The following is a 15,738-nucleotide window of genomic DNA, read 5'->3' on the forward strand; positions in this document are numbered from 1 at the left end:
TTCCTGTGCGTCAGGTCCGCCCGGTCGCCGGCCTGCCGTTCCCGTCGGGCTGCCGGGGGGTGCCATCGGCCCCGCCCGCCAGTGCCGACGGCACGAACACCCGGTAGCCCCGCACCGGGTCGTACCCGTGGATCTCCTTGGTGTCCAGGGCGTCCATGAAGTCGAGGATGTCCTTGCTGAACTCCTGGCCCGGGACCAGGATCGGGAAGCCGGGCGGGTACGGGGTGACGAAGATGGCCGACACGACCGGCAGCCCGGCGTTGACCCGGCGTCGCGCCTCGTCGGCCGACACGAACTCGCACAACTCCTCCCGGTACGCCATGTAGTAGGCCCTGCGCATGTCCCCGTCGGCCGCGGCACCGGTGGGGTCGGCGCGGAACGCGGCGTGGAACCGCGAGAAGTCCGGCAAGGGAGGGTGGTCGTGGGCGAGTTCATCGGCCCGGAGACCGAAGGCGCGCTTCTGCTCGGGCGTCATCCGGCCGGTCGCGGACTCCAGTTCCTCCGCGATCCCGATCAGCGCCCTCAGCAGATGGGCGACGGCGGTGCGGGTCGTGCCGATGTTCGTCATCGCGAGGACCGTGTTGCGTGTGGTCTTGTTGACCTGGATTCCCCAACGTTCCATCAGCTGCACGCGTTTGAACGTGTCGCCGTCGATGCCGGTCGCCGAGATCTCGATGGTCACCCGGCACGGGTCGAGGACGAACTCGTCGACGCCCCAGGCCTCGTCCATCGCCACCGGCCCGGCACGGACGGGGCACTCGGTGCCCCACGGCCGGTACTCGTCCGGGATCAGGTCGCTGCTGGAGAGCACGCGGAAGTACTTCGCGAGGAGGGGGTGTTCGGCGATCCGGTCACGGAGCGACATGGCCAGTTCGACCTGCCGCAGGACCAGCTCGAAGCCTTCCAGCTCGACCTGTCGCCGGCCGACGTCGAGGGATGCCAGTACCTGGTAGTTCGGAGAGGTCGAGGTGTGGGTCATATAGGCCTCGTGGAACGCCTCCTCGCTCCGTCGGGCGAAGTCGTCGTCGTGGACGTGGATCATCGATCCCTGGCGCAGTGAGGTCAGGGTCTTGTGCGTCGACTGCGTGGCGTACGCGCGGATCCGCACCTCGTCCGGATCCGGGAGCAGCGGCTCGCGCATCAGCTCGTCGTCCGTCATGCCCCGGATCCGCTCCCGGTGCCGCTCGTACTCCCTCCTGTAGTCCGCCGTACCGAAGCGTTCGGTCAGCCGGGCCGCGGCCGCCATGGCGGTGCGCCGCCGGTAGACCGGGTGGAAGCGGGCGAACGCGAACCAGGCCTCGTCCCAGAGGAACACCAGGTCGGGCTTGATCGCGAGACACTCGGTCATCACCCGTTCCACGTCGTAGACGACGCCGTCGAACGTGCAGTTGGTGAGCGAGATCAGGGCGACCCGGTCGAGTCTGCCCTCGCGCCGGTACGTCAGCAGGGTCCGCTTGATGTCGGCCAGCGGGATCGCGCCGTACATGGAGTACGCGTCGATCGAGTAGCTGTCGAGGTAGGCGACGTTCGAACCGGCCATCACCTGCGCGTAGTGGTGCGACTTGTGGCAGTTGCGGTCCACCAGGACGACATCGCCCGGGGCCACGAGGGCCTGGGTGACGATCTTGTTCGCGGTGGAGGTCCCGTTGGTCACGAAGTAGGTCCGCCGCGCACCGAAGGCGCGCGCGGCCAGGTCCTGCGCCTCTTTGATCGCGCCTTGTGGTTCGAGGAGCGAGTCCAGTCCACCGGCGGTCGCCGAGGTCTCGGCCAGGAAGATGTTCAGTCCGTAGAAGTCGCACATGTCGTGGATCCACGGCGAGCGGACCACCGAGTTCCCGCGCGACACCGGCATCGCGTGGAACACCCCGGCCGGCTTCCGGGCGTAGTCGAGGAGAGCCGAGTAGAAGGGCGTCCGGTACCGCCGGCCGACCCCGCGCAGGATCGTCAGGTGCAGATCCAGGACGTCCTCCTGCTGCAGGAAGACCGCGTCGAACTCCCGCCCGACCTGCGCCGCGAGCTGTTCGATCGAGGCCTGCTCGACGAGGTGGAGGTCCACCTCCGGCCGTACCTCGCGTACCTGCCGGGCCAGCACACGGGCCCGCTCCGCCGCGGTGAAGTAGTCGAGGTCCGGATGTCCGGCCGGGGGCACGAGCCGGTGCAGCAGGGTCAGGTCGACAGCCGAACGGTTGCGGAAGTCGGGCCTGACGACGACCGCCTGGATCCACGGGTTGATGAGGACCGCCACCGCCGCGTCGACGAAGCTGGGCACCGTGACGATGTCGTAGACGAACGCGTCCTCGCGACGGCGCACCGCACGCAGTTCGCGGAGGATCCTCGTCTCCTCCGCCTCGGAGAGATCGGCGACCACCAGCACGTCGAACCGGGGGCGCCTGTCCTGGGCGGGGTGCGTCGCGTCGGCGCTCCCGTCCTCCCTCCCCGTCACGGCGGCCGTCGAGATCGGCACGTCGCCGATCAGGCCGCGGCCGATCCGCTCCGCCGTGCGGCTCAGTTCGAGGTACGACTCGGACGCCTGCCCGCGCAGCGTCTCGGCCACCTGCCGTCCGGGATGGCTGAAGTAGAAGGCGAGTACCTCGATGTCCGCGAGCGTCCGGTCGAGGACCGCCGCCGCCTCGGCCCGCTCGGCGGCGCCGAGGCCGGGCGTCGCCAGCCTGCGGGCGGTGTCCGCGATCGACCACCAGAGATCCGTCTGCAGTTGCGCGACGCTGTTGTAGGCGGAGACTCCCTCCCCGGCCGCGGTGCGCTCGATTCCCTGCGCCGCAGGTCCAGTGGATGCCGTCGACGGTTCCATGAAGGTGAACTCCCTGGCCTCGGCGTATACAGGGCGATGCTAGGTTCCCCCGCCCGCGGCCGCATTCCGGCCGCCGTGGCCGCGCCGTGGCCCGTGGCCGCTCTGCCTGCCGGTGGCAGTGTCAGTGCCCCGGGACGTCGGTACGGCCGAATGCCAGGTCAAGGATCCGTCGCCAGTTCACCGGTGGCGGAGGGACGACGACGCCCGGACGGTCGCGTGGCACCAGGACCCTCAGGGCGCCCCGGCGCAGCGTGCAGACGACCGGGGTGGGCAGGCGCAGCGCCTCCCCGTCGACCGCGACGGGGATCTCGTCCGTCTCCGCGGTCACCTCGACCCTCTGCGCGGTGATCACCGTCAGCCCTGCGGACCGGGAGCCCCGTACGGCCAGGTCGGCTGCTTGCGCCGCGTCCTCCACCCGGATGCCGATCACCCCCAGCTCGCCGCCGTCCAGCCGGGGCCGGCGGCCACCGCCGCCGAGCGCGTCGGGTGAGACGTACGGGTTGTTGCTGACGAGCAGCGCCTGCTGGGACGAGAGCTCGATGCCGCCGGCCCGTGTCTCCAGGCGTCGCACGCCCTCGCCGAGCAGGAGGTCCGGCATGAGGGCCAGCGCCGTGCCCGCCTTGTCGTCGCGGTACTCGGGCCGTTGCACGACGTCGGCGTACACCCCGAAGGACACGGTGTTGACGAAGGCCCGTCCCGCGACGTCGCCGAGGTCGATCCGGAGCTCCTCGCCGTCGGTCAGGGCGTCGAGGCAGCGGGACGGGTCGGAGCGGTCGAGGCCGAGGTCCATCGCGAAGTGGTTGCGGGTGCCGGCACAGACCACGAGGAACGGCAGGTCGTGCTCGGCGGCGACCGCCGCGACCAGGGCCTGGGTGCCGTCGCCGCCCGCGACGCCGAGCAGGTCCGCGCCGTCCGCCACGGCCCCGCGGGCCAGCTCGGCGACGTCGGCCGGTGCCGACGGGTCGAGCAGGATCACCCGCGCGCCGAGCTCCTCCGCCCGCTCGACGAGGGCGAAGCGGCCGACCTTCCCTCCCCCGGACTTCGGGTTCATGATCAGGACCGGTCGTTCCGGCCGGGACGCGGCAGCCGCGCGCATCGGCCGCTCCCGACGCGATCTGCGCAGCGCCTCCCGGGCGCAGGCCAGGGCCGCGCCCCAGCACAGGAGCAGGACCAGCGCCGTCAGCCAGAGACCGTCGTATGTGAAGAGGACGAGGACGGCGGCGGGTGCGGCGACCGCGAGGAGTGCCCCGAGCAGCCGTGCCGGGCCATGGTGTGCCACGAACCACCACACGCCGACGGCGCAGACGACCAGTCCGAGGAGCCCGGCCCCGACGACCACCGGCCCGCCCTCGTCCAGTGCCAGTACGAGGACGGCAAGCGAACCGACCGCCGCGAGCACCGCCAGGCGCGCGAGGAGTCGCGCGGGCCCGCCCGCGCCGGGGCCGGTCTCACGTGTCCTGCTCATGGGATGCCCTTCGCGCCTTGTCCGGCCGTGGCCGGTCCGAGGCTCCAGCCTGCACACTCCCGCACCGGAGGGCATCCCCGCGGGGCCGTCCGGCAGCGCACCGCTCCTGCGTGGGATCAGGCCGCCGTGGCGAGGGCCCGGGCGGGCTGGGTCTGCTCGTAGGCGTGGCCGACCCGCAGGAGTGTGGGCTCACCGAGGGGGCGGCCCAGCAGTTGCATGCCGATGGGCATGCCCGCCGCGTCGTGGCCGACCGGAACGGTCAGGGCGGGGACTCCGGTGATGTTGGCGGGAGAGCTCAGGCGTACGTAGGCGTCGGAGACGCTCTCGACCGTGCCGTCGGGCCAGGTCACCGTCTCCTGGCCGGCCCGGACCGCCGGCATCGGGACGCTCGGGGCGACGATCACGTCGACGTCCTCCAGCATCCGTGCCCACTCGGCGCGCATGAGCGTGCGGGAGCGCTGAGCGCGCACATAGTCGCCGGCGCTCATCAACTCGCCCGCCTCCAGGAGGATGCGGACGTCCTCCTCGTACAGACCGGGGGCCGTGCGCAGGCTGCCTTCGTGGTAGGCGCCGGCCTCCGGCATCATCAGGCCCCACTGGGTGGCCTGGATGTAGCGGGTCATCGGGATGTCGACCTCGACGAGCCGGGCGCCCAGGGCTTCCAGCTCCCCGATGGCGTGCCGGACGGCGGTTTCCACCTGCGGGTGGACGTGGTCGAAGTAGTAGGTGCGCGGCAGACCGACGCGCAGCCCTGTCAGGTCTGTGCCGGCACCGGGCCGGTAGTCCACGGGGGGCAGCGCGAGCGAGGCGGGGTCGCGCGGATCGTGTCCGGCCAGCGCGGTCAGGACCAGGGCCGCGTCCTCGACGGTGCGGGTGATCGGGCCGACGTGGTCCAGTGACCAGGACAGGGAGGTGACGCCGTGACGGGGGACGAGACCGTAGGTCGGCTTGAGGCCGACGACGCCGTTGAGCGCGGCGGGCACCCGGATCGACCCGCCGGTGTCGGTGCCCAGGGCGAAGGTCGCGGTGCCCGACGCCACGGCGACCGCGGAGCCGCCGCTGGAGCCACCGGCGACCCGGCCGGTGTCCCAGGCGTTGCGGGTCTGAGGGGTGGTCAGGCCGAACGCGAATTCGTGGGTGTGGGTCTTGCCGAGCAGAATCGCGCCGGCCGTGCTCAGACGCGCGGCGACGGTGCTGTCCGCCGTGGCGCGGTGGTCGGCGCGGACCCGGGAGCTGGCCGTGGTGGCCATCCCGTCGACATCGATGAGGTCCTTGAGTCCCATCGGGATGCCGTGCAGTGGTCCCCGGTAACGGCCGTGCGCCGCTTCGTGTTCGGCTTCGCGTGCGGTCCGGCGCGCCTGCTCCGCGGCGACCGTGACGTAGGCGCCGAGGTGCGGCTCCGCCTTGTCGATCCGGTCGAGGACCGAGTCGACCAGTTCGACGGGGGACAGTCGTCGGTCCCGTATCGCGTCCGCGGCGGCGGCGAGGGACAGCTCATACGGCTGCATCGTGCTTCTCCTGTACGGGGTGGTAGGCGGCGGCGGGCGGGACGTCCGCGAAGTCCAGCTCGCGCAGGACCGAGACGACGCTGTGGATGTGGTTGGCGACCGCGGCGACCGCGGCATGGCGCTCGGCGGGCAGGTCGAGTCCGGCGCGGGCGGCCCAGCGGGCGGCCTCGGGCGGTGTGAGTTCGACGGCGGGCATGGATGTTCTTCCTGTCGGTGGGGGTGGGGGCGGCGGTGTGGCCGACGCGCTGAAGGCGGAGGTCTCGCGTGGGGCGGCCGAGGACGCCGCGGCGGCCTGTGCGGGTGCGGCCGATGGCGCGGTCAGGCCGCGGTGGCCGGGAGCTCGGCGGCGTGCTCGGCGAGCAGCCGGTAACGGCCGTTCTCCCGGCGGACGGTGCCGGCCGTGGGCTGCGGGAAGTGGGTGCCCAGGAGCAGCGTGTCGGTGTCCGCCAGGGTGTCGAGCAGCCGGGCGCGGGTGCGGATGGCCTGGGCGGGGTCGATGTCGACGCAGCTGTGCACGTGGGGGTGGGAGAGCTGCACGGGGTGGTGGATGCTGTCGCCGGTGATCAGCGCGTGGCGGTCGCTGCCGCGCAGTGCGACGGCTACCTGTCCCGGGGTGTGGCCCGGGGCAGGGATGAGCAGGACGCCCGGCGCGACCTCGTGCCCCTGCTCGGGCACGTCCACGAGGTCGTACTGTCCGGCGTCGCGTACGGGGGTGACGGAGTCGCGGAACATCTGGCGTCGGGCCTCGTCCAGGTCGGTGGCGGCCCAGTGGTCCCATTCGGTGCGGCTGGTGAGGTAGCGGGCGTTGGGGAAGGTGGGAACCCAGTCGTCACCGGAGAGGCGGGTGTTCCAGCCGACGTGGTCGGTGTGCAGGTGCGTGGTGATCACGAGGTCCACGGACTCGGGCGGAAAACCGGCCGCCGCCAGGCGCTGCAGGAAGTCGGTGTCGAGTCCGTTCCAGGCCGGGTTGGCGCGCGGCTTGGCGTTGCCGATGCCGGTGTCCACGACGATCCGCAGCCCGCCCGCCTCCACCGCGAAGCTGTGGCTCGCCAGACGGGGGACGTCGGCGTCGGCGAAGTCCGGGCGCAGCCACGACGCCTCGTCCAGCACCTCTTTGGTGGCGTCCGGCAGCAGCCAGGGTCCGGTCGGGCGCGGCAGTTCGATCTCGTCGACACGGCGTACGGCGATGTCGCCGAGGCTCCATCCCGTGCGTGCGGGTGAAGTGGCCTGACGGGGCGCGGTGGTGCTCATCGGGAGGGCCTTTCGGGTGGGGCGCTGCGGTGCGGGACGGGAGGATCCGGTCAGCCGGTGGTCGGCTGCCGCACGGAGCGGACGAGGCCGGTCAGGGTCAGCAGGATGACCGTCGCGGCGTAGAGGAGGACGGCGGTTCGCAGGCCGTAGAGGTTGGTCAGGAGGCCTGCGAGGACGGCGGGGACGCTCATGGCCAGGTAGCTGAGGACGTAGTAGGCGGCGAGGGTGCCGGCGCGTTCGTCCGGGGCGGCAGGTGCCAGCAGCAGGCGCAGGGCGCCCTGGGTGACGGCGCCGAAGCCGGTGCCCGCGAGGGCGGTGCCGGCGAACAGGGCGGGCAGGCTGTGCAGGTGGGGCGCGCTCAGGGTCAGCAGGGCCCCTGGGATCAGGACCGCGGCGCCGACGGAGCTCGCCGTGCGGGCGGACAGGGGCCGCGCGGTCAGGACGGCGAGGCCGGCTGCGGCCGTCAGGGTGAAGAAGACCAGGCCGCCGGTGGCGTGGGACGTGTGCGGGGCGACGAGCCGGGCGAGCGAGGGACCGAGGGAGGAGTAGAAGCCGCCCAGCGCCCAGGCGGCGACGACGCCGGGGGCGAGCAGTCTCATGGCCGGGCGGGAGGCGGGGGCGACGGCGATGCCGGGACGCAGGGAGCGCCACGCGCCGGAGTGGGGGTGTGCGGTCTCGGTGGTGAGCAGCACCGCGGCCGCCTGCGCGGTGAACAGCAGGAGCAGCAGGAGGTAGGTGGTGTGTGCGGGAGCGGGGGCGTACTGCACGAGGGCAGTGGAGGCCAGGACGCCGACGGCCATGCCGGCCACGGGGGTGATGCCGTTGGCGAGCGTCGCCCGTCCTGGGCGGCCGGGGTCCTCGAAGTCGAGCAGGGCGGCTCCGGCGGCGCTGGTGGCGACGCCGGTGGCCAGGCCTTGCAGGATCCGGGCGGCGATCAGCGCCGCGACGCCCTGGGCGGTGGCGAAGACGGCCATCGCGGCGGCCTCCGCGAGCAGCGCACCGATCAGGACGGGGCGCCGGCCGAGGTGGTCCGAGAGAGTGCCCGCCGTCAGCAGGGCGCCGAGCAGGGCGAGTGCGTAGGCGCTGAACACGACGGTGAGGGTCAGCGCCGTGAAGTGCCATTCGGCCTGGTAGAGGGCGTAGAGGGGGGTCGGCGCGCTGGAGGCGGCCAGCAGGGTGACCAGGATGGAGGCGTGGAGGGGGAAGGCGCTGCGGCGGCCCGGAACGGGCAGGCGACGGGAAGGGGACGGCGGGGCCAGGACGCTGAGCACGGAGCACCTCTCATGCCTAAAGGCAAACGCTTTGCGTTAGACAAATTAGGCCGCGCACGCCCCAAAACGCAAACCCTTAGCTTTTAGCTGCGGAGGGAGCGGCACCCCGGCCGAGCGCCGACGCCACAAGCCAGTCGGTGTAGGCCTCCGACAGATCCGAGGGGCGGAACAGAATGCGGTACATGAGGGGGGCGACGAGGATGTCCATCAGGGTCTCCACATCGGGCACACCCTCCCCGCGCCCGGCCGCGCGCACCCCGATGGCCTTCAACTGCTCGGCGGCGTAATCGGAGCAGCGAACCGCATTGCCCTGCTCGGGGTCGCCCAGCAGGGCGTCGCGGATGTACGTGCGCCCCACCGTCGAGGCCATCTCCTCCGCGAACTGCACCGCCCACGCCTCCAGGTCCGCCCGCAGGCTGCCATGGTCGGCCGGCGGACCGTCGGGGCGCAGCCGCTCGACGGCGACATCGGACAGCAGTTCCCGCAGGTCCCCCCAGCGCCGGTAGACGGTTGACGGCGTCACCCCCGCGCGGGCGGCGATCAGCGGCACGGTCAGCGCGTCCCGCCCCACCTCCGCCTCCAGATCACGGACGGCCTGATGCACGGACTGCTGGACGCGGGCGCTGCGCCCGCCGGGGCGTGTGGTCGCTCGGGCACTCATGCCTCCAGCTTAATGCGAAAGAGTTGCGTCCGGCCGACTGAGCCTCCCCGGTGGAACACGAAGGAGACCACGGCCTCACCGCTGGACTCCCTCGTCTCCCGGCCGCTGAGCGCATAACGACACGCAAGCCGCGGGCCGCCCCGACCGCCCGGCGCTCGGGGCAGCTCGACGCACAGCCTCTCCCGGCTTCTCGGTCCTGCCCCGGTCAGCCGAAGAAGACCGAGGAGATGTCGTTGTCGAATCCGATGGTCGCGAGGTCGGCCACATCACCGTTGACGACCTTGGACCTGCCCGTGCAGTTCCGCTCGGACCAGATCTTCAGACTGCCCTGGACCTGGAGGGAGGAGGCGACGTTGTCCCGGGCCACGTTCTGGCACCCCTTGCCGGACAGGCCCTGGGACGGGTCGCCGAAATTCCGGTTGTCGAAGAGGGTGACGCTGGTGGCGGGCTTGGGCTGCGGGCTGCCACTGCCGGTGTTGCCGCCGGCGCCACCGCCCGCCTTCCTGCCGTCGGGGGCGACACCGAACCAGGTGCCCCCGACGCCCTGGCCCTTGGTCTCGCCGGGCTTGGTGTCCTTGCCGAAGCGGTAGACGGGCCGGCCCCCGACCGTGACCTGAAGCGTGCCGTCGTCCCGGTTGACGGTGCCGACCTTCGACCTGTCGACGCCGTCGAGGAAGATCTTGCCGCCCGGTGCGACGACGACCGGGGGCCAGGTGGAGGCGCACTCGCCGTTGCACGTGGACTTCGACGGGTTCGCGCTGTCCTTGTCGAACCGGTAGAGGGTGAATCCGGCACCGTTGACCACGACCGGGTTCAGCGCACCGGCCTGCGACGCGGACAGCTGCACCCACCGCTGCGCCTCCGGCTTCACCGCCGGCTTTCCGGGCTCGTTCGCCCAATCCCCCGTCTTCGCCCGGGCGTTGTTCGACTTCGCGGTGCCGCCGAGCAGGCTCGGGCCCTGCCCGGCCGGCGGACTGCCGACGGCGGCCCTGCCCTGGCCCGCCGCGGTGGCGGCCGCCGAAGTCGCGGGCGCGGAGCCGTCCTTGTTGTCTCCGCCGCAGGCGGAGAGCAGGAGCGCCCCGGTCGTGGCGACGGAGACGATCAATGCGGTGCGCTTACGGATCACGGTCGCTCCCCCAGGTTCACGCTCCGGTCCGCCCGAAGCCGTCACCGGCCCACACGCGCCGGGCCCCAGGACAGCCTCGCCCGATTACCGGCCCGCTACGCCTCCGGTACGAAGTAACAACGCCGGACGGGAGCTACGAGCCGGCTTTCGCGCGGCATGCGCCGGAGCGGCTCCCGAACGGCCTCGGCCGGCGCACCCGGTCCGGCAGAACAGGACCCATGAGTTCCGCTGGCGTTGCGGACGAGGGTTGTGGTGTGGTCCGCGGGGCGGCGGTTTCGCTCGCCTCGAAGCCGGATGGGCGGGGATGAAATGACGGAGATCCGCGGCGACTTGATCCGCCCGCTGCCAGGTGCCCTGGACGCCCATGCGGCCCGGGCGGACGTCCCCGGCGACCACTGGAGCATGACCGAGGAGCACGCCCGCACGACCGCGCAGGCGATCACGGCAGGGCTCGGCACGCGGCTCACGACCACGGTGGACGCCCCGGCCTGACGGGGCGCCCGCGTTGAGGGGCGGCGCCGCGCTTCATGCAGCCCTCCCACCTGCCCGTATTCAGCGCCGCACAAAGCATCGGCCTCGCAGCGGCAGACTGTCAGGTGCGGTCATCGCGCCGATCTCCTGTGAAGACTTGGCGACTTGAAGATCAGCCGGTGGCCGTTTGCGCTGCTTGCGACATGCGGTTCTGATGCCATCAGACGATGTTCTCGGCCTCTTCGATCTGGTCGTGGGCGTTCGCCGTGCTGAATCGGGGCACTCCGTAGGAGCGGCGTCCGAAGCGCCACCACAGGGCGGCCATGGCGAGGGCCACCAGCAGGGCGACGGGTGTGTAGTTGAAGCTCCCGGCGGTGACCGGGCTGGACTGCGGCAGCAGGAACAGCGCGGTGACCGCGGCCGCCCAGAGCACTGCCACCCAGCCGATCGGCCGGCTCCAGCGGCCCAGGTGCCAGGGTCCGGGGGTGAACCGCTCCCGATGGCGCAGTCGCAGCAGCACCGGGATCGCGTAGGCCGGGGTGAAGCCGACCACGGAGATCGCGGTCACCGCCGAGAACGCCTCGGCGGAATACAGGGAGGGCAGGGCAAGCACGAAGGCGACACCGACCGCGAGCCGGACGGCGTTGGCCGGGACGGCTGTACGGCGGCTGACCTTCTGCCAGCGTGCCGAGCCGGGCAGGGCGCCGTCCCGGGCGAAGGCGTAGATCATGCGGCTGGCGGCGGCGGTGTAGCCGCACAGGAACTGCGCGACGATGATCACCAGCAGCAACGCCTTCGCCGCCGCCACGCCCAGCGAGTCCAGGAAGATCTGCGCCACCGGCACCCCGGTCTCGCTGCCCAGCGTTCCGGCGTAGTCCTGGACGGCGAACAGCAGGGCGGCCAACAGGATTCCGCCGGCGATCCAGGACACGGCCACCGAGCGGATGATCCCGCGCGCCGCGGCCACGGAGGCCCCACTGGTCTCCTCGCTCAGGTGGGCCGAGGTGTCGTAGCCGGCCAGGGCGAAGCACGGCAGCAGCATGCCCAGCAGGATCACGTACACGGGGCTCGACCAGCCGGTGTTGTTGGTGAACTCGGAGAACACGAAGCCGGCCGGCTGGTGGTGGGAGGGGACGAGGGTCAGGGCGCCGATGATGACGACGGCCCCGGCCAGGTGCCACCACGCGCTCAGGGAGGTCAGGATGTTCATCAGCCGGGTGCCGAGGAGATTCAGGACCGCGTGCAGTGCGAGGATGACCGCGTACACGACCAGCAGGGACCCCGGTGTCGGCGCGTAGCCGAACTGCAGGTTCGCCCAGGCGGCGGTGAAGGTCGCGATCCCGTAGTCCTGGGCCGCGATCCCGCCGAGCAGCCCCAGGAGGTTGAGCCAGCCGGTGTACCAGCTCCACCGCTCACCGCCGAGCCGGCGGGCCATGTAGTACAGGCCGCCGCTGGTGGGGTAGCGGGAGGTGATCTCCGCCAGCGCCGCGGCCAGGCACAGCACCAGCGGCCCCACGGCGAGCCACCCCCACATCACCACTGCGGGTCCACCGCTGTTCAGGCCGTAGCCGAAGAGCAGCAGCGTCCCGGACATGATGGAGATGACCGACAGAGAAGCGGAGAAGTTGCCGAAGGCGCCCATCCGCCGGTGCAGTTGCTGGGTGTAGCCGAGCTCCTTGAGTATGCGCTCGTCGTCCAGCGGCTCGGACATTCACGGTCTTCTTCCCACGTTGGGTTGCGACTTGAACCACCGCAGGCAGTCGCTGCGGGTCGCCTCGAACTCCTCCCACCACCGGTCCGGGTCGTGCGTAATGTACTGCCGCATACCCTGTCGGCCTCGCACGCCCAGGGCACCTACGTCCTCCTCGGAGGCCGGTCGGGAACGGTGGCGACCGACAACTTCCGGGCGATGCGACGGGCGTTGGCCGATCATGGCGAGCCGCACGAGATGGTCGATCCCCTGGACGTGGAGGGCCTGGCACCGCGCAACCAGGCCCGTCCGCTGCTCGTCCTGTGTCTGGAGCGCGAGGGGTACGTCGACGCCCGTGCCCTCCTGGCCGCCCTGGAAGCGGCCGCCCTCAATCTGGGCGTGCGCATGGTGCCGGACACCGCACGCGAACTGCTGGCCGGTCCCGGGGCGGTGACCGGGGTGCGGCTGGCGGACGGCAGCACCCTGCCCGCCGGCACCGTCGTCCTGGCCGCGGGCGCCGCCGGCGCCTCCCTGGCCGACGGCGTCCTGCCCCCGGGCGCGGTACCGCCCATGCTCCACGGCACCGGCGTATCCCTGCACGTGACGCGCACCTCCACCAGCGGCCCCGGACCGCGCCACGTCCTGCGCACCCCCAACCGGGCCGCCACCTGCGGCATCCACGTCATCCCCCTGGCCACGCCCGGCCACCACTACATCGGCGCCACCAACCTCATCACCACCACCCCCATCACCGGACCCGAACTCGGCTCCACCCACACCCTCATGCGCGAGGCGTGCGAGCAGATCGACCACACCCTGGCCTTCGGCCGCATCCAGCACCTGATGTCGGGCTCCCGCCCCATCCCGCTGGACTGCTTCCCCCTCCTGGGCACCTGCTCCCTGTCCGGCCTGGTCTTCGCCACCGGTACGTACCGCGACGGCTTCCACTACTCACCCGTCGTCGCCCGCCACCTGGCCGCGGCACTGCTCGGATCTTCCGGGGCCGATGCCGTCCCGGACGCGGAACTCGCCGCGGACATGGCCCACTTCTCCCCCGAACGCCCACCCATCCAGATCATGACCCGCGCCGAGGCGATCACCGACACCGTGCAGCACACGGTGGACACCATCCAGGAACAAGGCATGCATATGCCGTTCTGGCTCGACTGCACCCCCATGGAGGACTGGGTGCGCGGACGGGTCGAGAACCTCTACGACCGGCTCGGCGACGGCGCCGTCCTGGCACCGGAGCTCATCTACCGTTCCTAAGGACTGAGCCGGGAGTGGGTCCTGTGGCCGGAACCCATGCTCAGCCGAACGCCCCGAACGGTCTTGGGCGTTCTGGTCCACCGCGTTCCTGCCGCATCCAGCGCCATCGGATCGTGTCCGTGGTCCGGGTGTGCGGGGGCGGTTTCCCTCACGCCTTCGGTCACGTGGTTGGGCCTGGGCGGTCCGATGCCCGCCGGCATCGCTCTGGTGCTGGCGGGGCGGTGCCGTCCGTCGCCTGATCCGGTGGCCGAGGGCGCGTCGTCCGATCGCCACGCTTGCCGCCTGGTGACGGCTGGCGGGACGTCGTGGTGTGGTGAGGGGCTGCTGCCAATGCCGCGCGCCCCACATCGAGGTGTAGGCGGGATCGACGGCGATCACGCCGATACCGGCTTCGGCGCACATCGACAGCAGCCGTGCGCGGAGTCTGCCGGTGGGGATGCCGGAGATCAGCTTCCGGAACTTCTTCCTGCGGCCGTGTTTCTCCCGGGTTTTGGATTCGGTGAAGTCGAGGTCTTCGACCGCGATGGCCTGCACGCCGGTCTTCTTGGCCCAGTGCAGGAGGCGGGTAAGGGCGTGACGGAGCTGCGCGTCGCGGTGAGCGGCAGTGCCGGACAGGTCATAGTCGAAGCGGCGCGGCGAACCCATCGGGTTGCCGTGCTCGTCGAGTCGCCACGCGGCCAGGTGATCGGCGTTCGTGTCGACGCCGATCACGCCGCCGGCACGCAGCGCTTCCAGGGGTATCACGGGCAGGTCTTTGCGGGTCCAGGACGCGTCCAGGTACCAGCGGCCGGAGGCGGCGTCACAGTGGATGCGGTAGGCGACGGCCCGGTTCGCGGTGACGCGGTCGCGCCATTCCTCGCCCCGGTGCGGGAAGGTCACCTTCGCCGTGAGGATGTACCGGCCGTGCCGGGCGTTCGCCGACTCCGCGAGTGGCGCGGGCAGCTTGATGCTGACCTCACCATCCGGGCTGATGCGGATGGTCTCGTTCCCGTACCGCTTGCCGGACTCGCCGTCAGCGGTCAGGAACCAGCGGGACGCCTCCCACTCCGCACGCCATCGCTCGGAGGTCTTGTTCGCCGCAGCCAGGTTGTGACGCTGCTTGAGCAGTCGACGGCCTCCTCGCACCACCGATACCCGACCGGCCTCACGGTCGGCCCGGACGCGCTCGTACTTCCTCTCAAGGCTCGCCAGCCTACGGGCCTTGACGAACCATTCGTGCCTGGAGCGGTACCCGCCTGGCGTGCCCCGGCTGCCCTTCTCCCCGATGGGCAGGGACAACCGGTGCCGGACCGTGCGGATACCCACGTCCAGCGACACGAGATGCTGCCACTGGGCGCGGCGCGAGAGGCCCCACTGGTCATGCGTGTTCGCGGTCACCGAACCGGCCCACCGCGACGACGACTCGGCGGTCAGCTCGCGCTTCCGCGCCGCCCATGTGCCGGCGGAATGGTCCAGGCCATCGGCGCAGCGCCGGGCCAGGTCTCGCGATGCGAGACGGCCCATGTGCTCACCGACCAGGCGCAGCACTTCCCCGTCCTCGGCGGTGAGGCCTTTGAGCCGGTCCCGGATGCTGACGCCGGACGGCCCGTCGGCGACGCATGGCCTGGCGATCCGCCGCAGCGGTTTCCTGGTCGGCTCAGCCATGCTCAGCCGCCTCAAGAGCCTTCTTCGCCCGGTTCTTTGCCGACCGGCGGCCATACAGCCGGGCGCAGAACGAGGTCAGTACCTCCGCCATGTCCCGCACCAGGTCGTCTTCGGCCTCGCCCTCGTCCAGCACCACCAGTCGACGGCCTGTCGCGGACAAGGCCGCCTCGACCAGTTCGGCGTTCATCCGGCCCAACCGGTCCCTGTGTTCCACGACGACCGTGGTGACGTCCGAATCGGCCAGCAGCCGACGGGCCTTGGGCCGTGAGCCGTTCATCCCGGAGCCGGTCTCCAACTCCACCCGCACCACACGGTGACCTGTGCCAGCTGCCCACCGGATCAGCCGGGCGACCTGACGCTCAAGATCTGCCTTCTGGTCACGCGAGGACACGCGGGCATACAGGCCCAGACCGCCAACGGCTTCCGGTGCGGCGTTCGCCTCGATGTTGACCAGGATCGTGCGCGGCCCGACCCGCTGAGCCGGTACCGGCAATGTCCCCTCACGGAACCAGCGATACGCGGTCTGCGGATGCACACCCTGCGCTTTCGCCCACTCCGTCAGATTCACACCAT

General features: G+C 71.6%; 12 protein-coding genes and 1 pseudogene. 2 read left to right on the top strand and 11 right to left on the bottom strand.

The window, feature by feature from the left end; all coding sequences use genetic code 11:
- Window positions 1-10: 10 nt before the first annotated feature.
- The 8 genes from AB8735_RS05755 to AB8735_RS05790 form a co-directional block, all read right to left on the bottom strand.
- A complete protein-coding gene (locus tag AB8735_RS05755; RefSeq protein WP_372405757.1) occupies window positions 11-2,809 on the bottom strand; it encodes an aminotransferase class I/II-fold pyridoxal phosphate-dependent enzyme in 2,799 nt (932 codons plus the stop codon).
- A 121-nt stretch (window positions 2,810-2,930) separates the two neighbouring features.
- The gene (locus AB8735_RS05760; protein WP_372405758.1) at window positions 2,931-4,274 is read right to left on the bottom strand and encodes a diacylglycerol kinase family protein; all 1,344 of its coding nucleotides are present in this window, start codon (window positions 4,272-4,274) and stop codon (window positions 2,931-2,933) included.
- 116 nt (window positions 4,275-4,390) lie between these two features.
- Window positions 4,391-5,782, bottom strand: coding sequence for an amidase (locus AB8735_RS05765; protein ID WP_372405759.1), 1,392 nt, complete (start codon window positions 5,780-5,782; stop codon window positions 4,391-4,393).
- Entirely contained in the window at window positions 5,769-5,978 is a 210-nt protein-coding gene (locus tag AB8735_RS05770) for a hypothetical protein (protein ID WP_344022869.1), read from the bottom strand. The genes AB8735_RS05765 and AB8735_RS05770 overlap by 14 nt, the downstream gene beginning before the upstream one ends.
- A gap of 122 nt (window positions 5,979-6,100) precedes the next feature.
- Window positions 6,101-7,033 (bottom strand): MBL fold metallo-hydrolase, encoded by a 933-nt coding sequence (locus AB8735_RS05775; RefSeq protein ID WP_372405760.1) that lies wholly within the window; start codon window positions 7,031-7,033, stop codon window positions 6,101-6,103.
- Between the two features lie 50 nt (window positions 7,034-7,083).
- On the bottom strand, window positions 7,084-8,304 hold the full coding sequence (locus AB8735_RS05780; RefSeq protein ID WP_372405761.1) for an MFS transporter: 1,221 nt from the start codon (window positions 8,302-8,304) through the stop codon (window positions 7,084-7,086).
- A gap of 76 nt (window positions 8,305-8,380) precedes the next feature.
- A complete protein-coding gene (locus tag AB8735_RS05785) occupies window positions 8,381-8,965 on the bottom strand; it encodes a TetR/AcrR family transcriptional regulator (protein WP_372405762.1) in 585 nt (194 codons plus the stop codon).
- Window positions 8,966-9,170: 205 nt separating this feature from the next.
- Window positions 9,171-10,091, bottom strand: a complete 921-nt coding sequence (locus AB8735_RS05790; protein ID WP_372405763.1) for a hypothetical protein — start codon at window positions 10,089-10,091, stop codon at window positions 9,171-9,173.
- 309 nt (window positions 10,092-10,400) lie between these two features.
- Here AB8735_RS05790 and AB8735_RS05795 point away from each other — a divergent pair, with 309 nt between their 5' ends.
- On the top strand, window positions 10,401-10,583 hold the full coding sequence (locus tag AB8735_RS05795; protein WP_372405764.1) for a hypothetical protein: 183 nt from the start codon (window positions 10,401-10,403) through the stop codon (window positions 10,581-10,583).
- Window positions 10,584-10,782: 199 nt separating this feature from the next.
- Here AB8735_RS05795 and AB8735_RS05800 read toward each other — a convergent pair whose 3' ends face one another.
- Complete coding sequence (locus AB8735_RS05800) at window positions 10,783-12,273, bottom strand: amino acid permease (RefSeq protein ID WP_372405765.1); 1,491 nt, start codon at window positions 12,271-12,273, stop codon at window positions 10,783-10,785.
- A 237-nt stretch (window positions 12,274-12,510) separates the two neighbouring features.
- Between AB8735_RS05800 and AB8735_RS05805 the strand changes: the two are divergent.
- Window positions 12,511-13,173, top strand: a pseudogene (locus AB8735_RS05805) (FAD-dependent oxidoreductase); the annotation flags it as partial.
- A gap of 30 nt (window positions 13,174-13,203) precedes the next feature.
- Here the strand turns inward: AB8735_RS05805 and AB8735_RS05810 are convergent.
- Entirely contained in the window at window positions 13,204-15,165 is a 1,962-nt protein-coding gene (locus AB8735_RS05810; protein WP_372405767.1) for an IS200/IS605 family accessory protein TnpB-related protein, read from the bottom strand.
- On the bottom strand, window positions 15,158-15,733 hold the full coding sequence (locus AB8735_RS05815; protein WP_372405770.1) for an IS607 family transposase: 576 nt from the start codon (window positions 15,731-15,733) through the stop codon (window positions 15,158-15,160). The genes AB8735_RS05810 and AB8735_RS05815 overlap by 8 nt, the downstream gene beginning before the upstream one ends.
- Between the last annotated feature and the right edge of the window lie 5 nt (window positions 15,734-15,738).

The sequence above is a fragment of the Streptomyces luteireticuli genome (assembly GCF_041519305.1).
Taxonomy (GTDB): Bacteria; Actinomycetota; Actinomycetes; order Streptomycetales; family Streptomycetaceae; genus Streptomyces; species Streptomyces luteireticuli.

Excerpts from the sequence above, each read along its gene's own strand:
- AB8735_RS05755 (WP_372405757.1), bottom strand. The coding sequence starts at position 2,809 with ATGGAACCGTCGACGGCATCCACTGGACCTGCGGCGCAGGGAATCGAG.
- AB8735_RS05795 (WP_372405764.1), top strand. The coding sequence starts at position 10,401 with ATGACGGAGATCCGCGGCGACTTGATCCGCCCGCTGCCAGGTGCCCTG.
- AB8735_RS05760 (WP_372405758.1), bottom strand. The coding sequence starts at position 4,274 with ATGAGCAGGACACGTGAGACCGGCCCCGGCGCGGGCGGGCCCGCGCGA.
- AB8735_RS05785 (WP_372405762.1), bottom strand. The coding sequence starts at position 8,965 with ATGAGTGCCCGAGCGACCACACGCCCCGGCGGGCGCAGCGCCCGCGTC.
- AB8735_RS05810 (WP_372405767.1), bottom strand. The coding sequence starts at position 15,165 with ATGGCTGAGCCGACCAGGAAACCGCTGCGGCGGATCGCCAGGCCATGC.
- AB8735_RS05800 (WP_372405765.1), bottom strand. The coding sequence starts at position 12,273 with ATGTCCGAGCCGCTGGACGACGAGCGCATACTCAAGGAGCTCGGCTAC.
- AB8735_RS05770 (WP_344022869.1), bottom strand. The coding sequence starts at position 5,978 with ATGCCCGCCGTCGAACTCACACCGCCCGAGGCCGCCCGCTGGGCCGCC.
- AB8735_RS05765 (WP_372405759.1), bottom strand. The coding sequence starts at position 5,782 with ATGCAGCCGTATGAGCTGTCCCTCGCCGCCGCCGCGGACGCGATACGG.
- AB8735_RS05775 (WP_372405760.1), bottom strand. The coding sequence starts at position 7,033 with ATGAGCACCACCGCGCCCCGTCAGGCCACTTCACCCGCACGCACGGGA.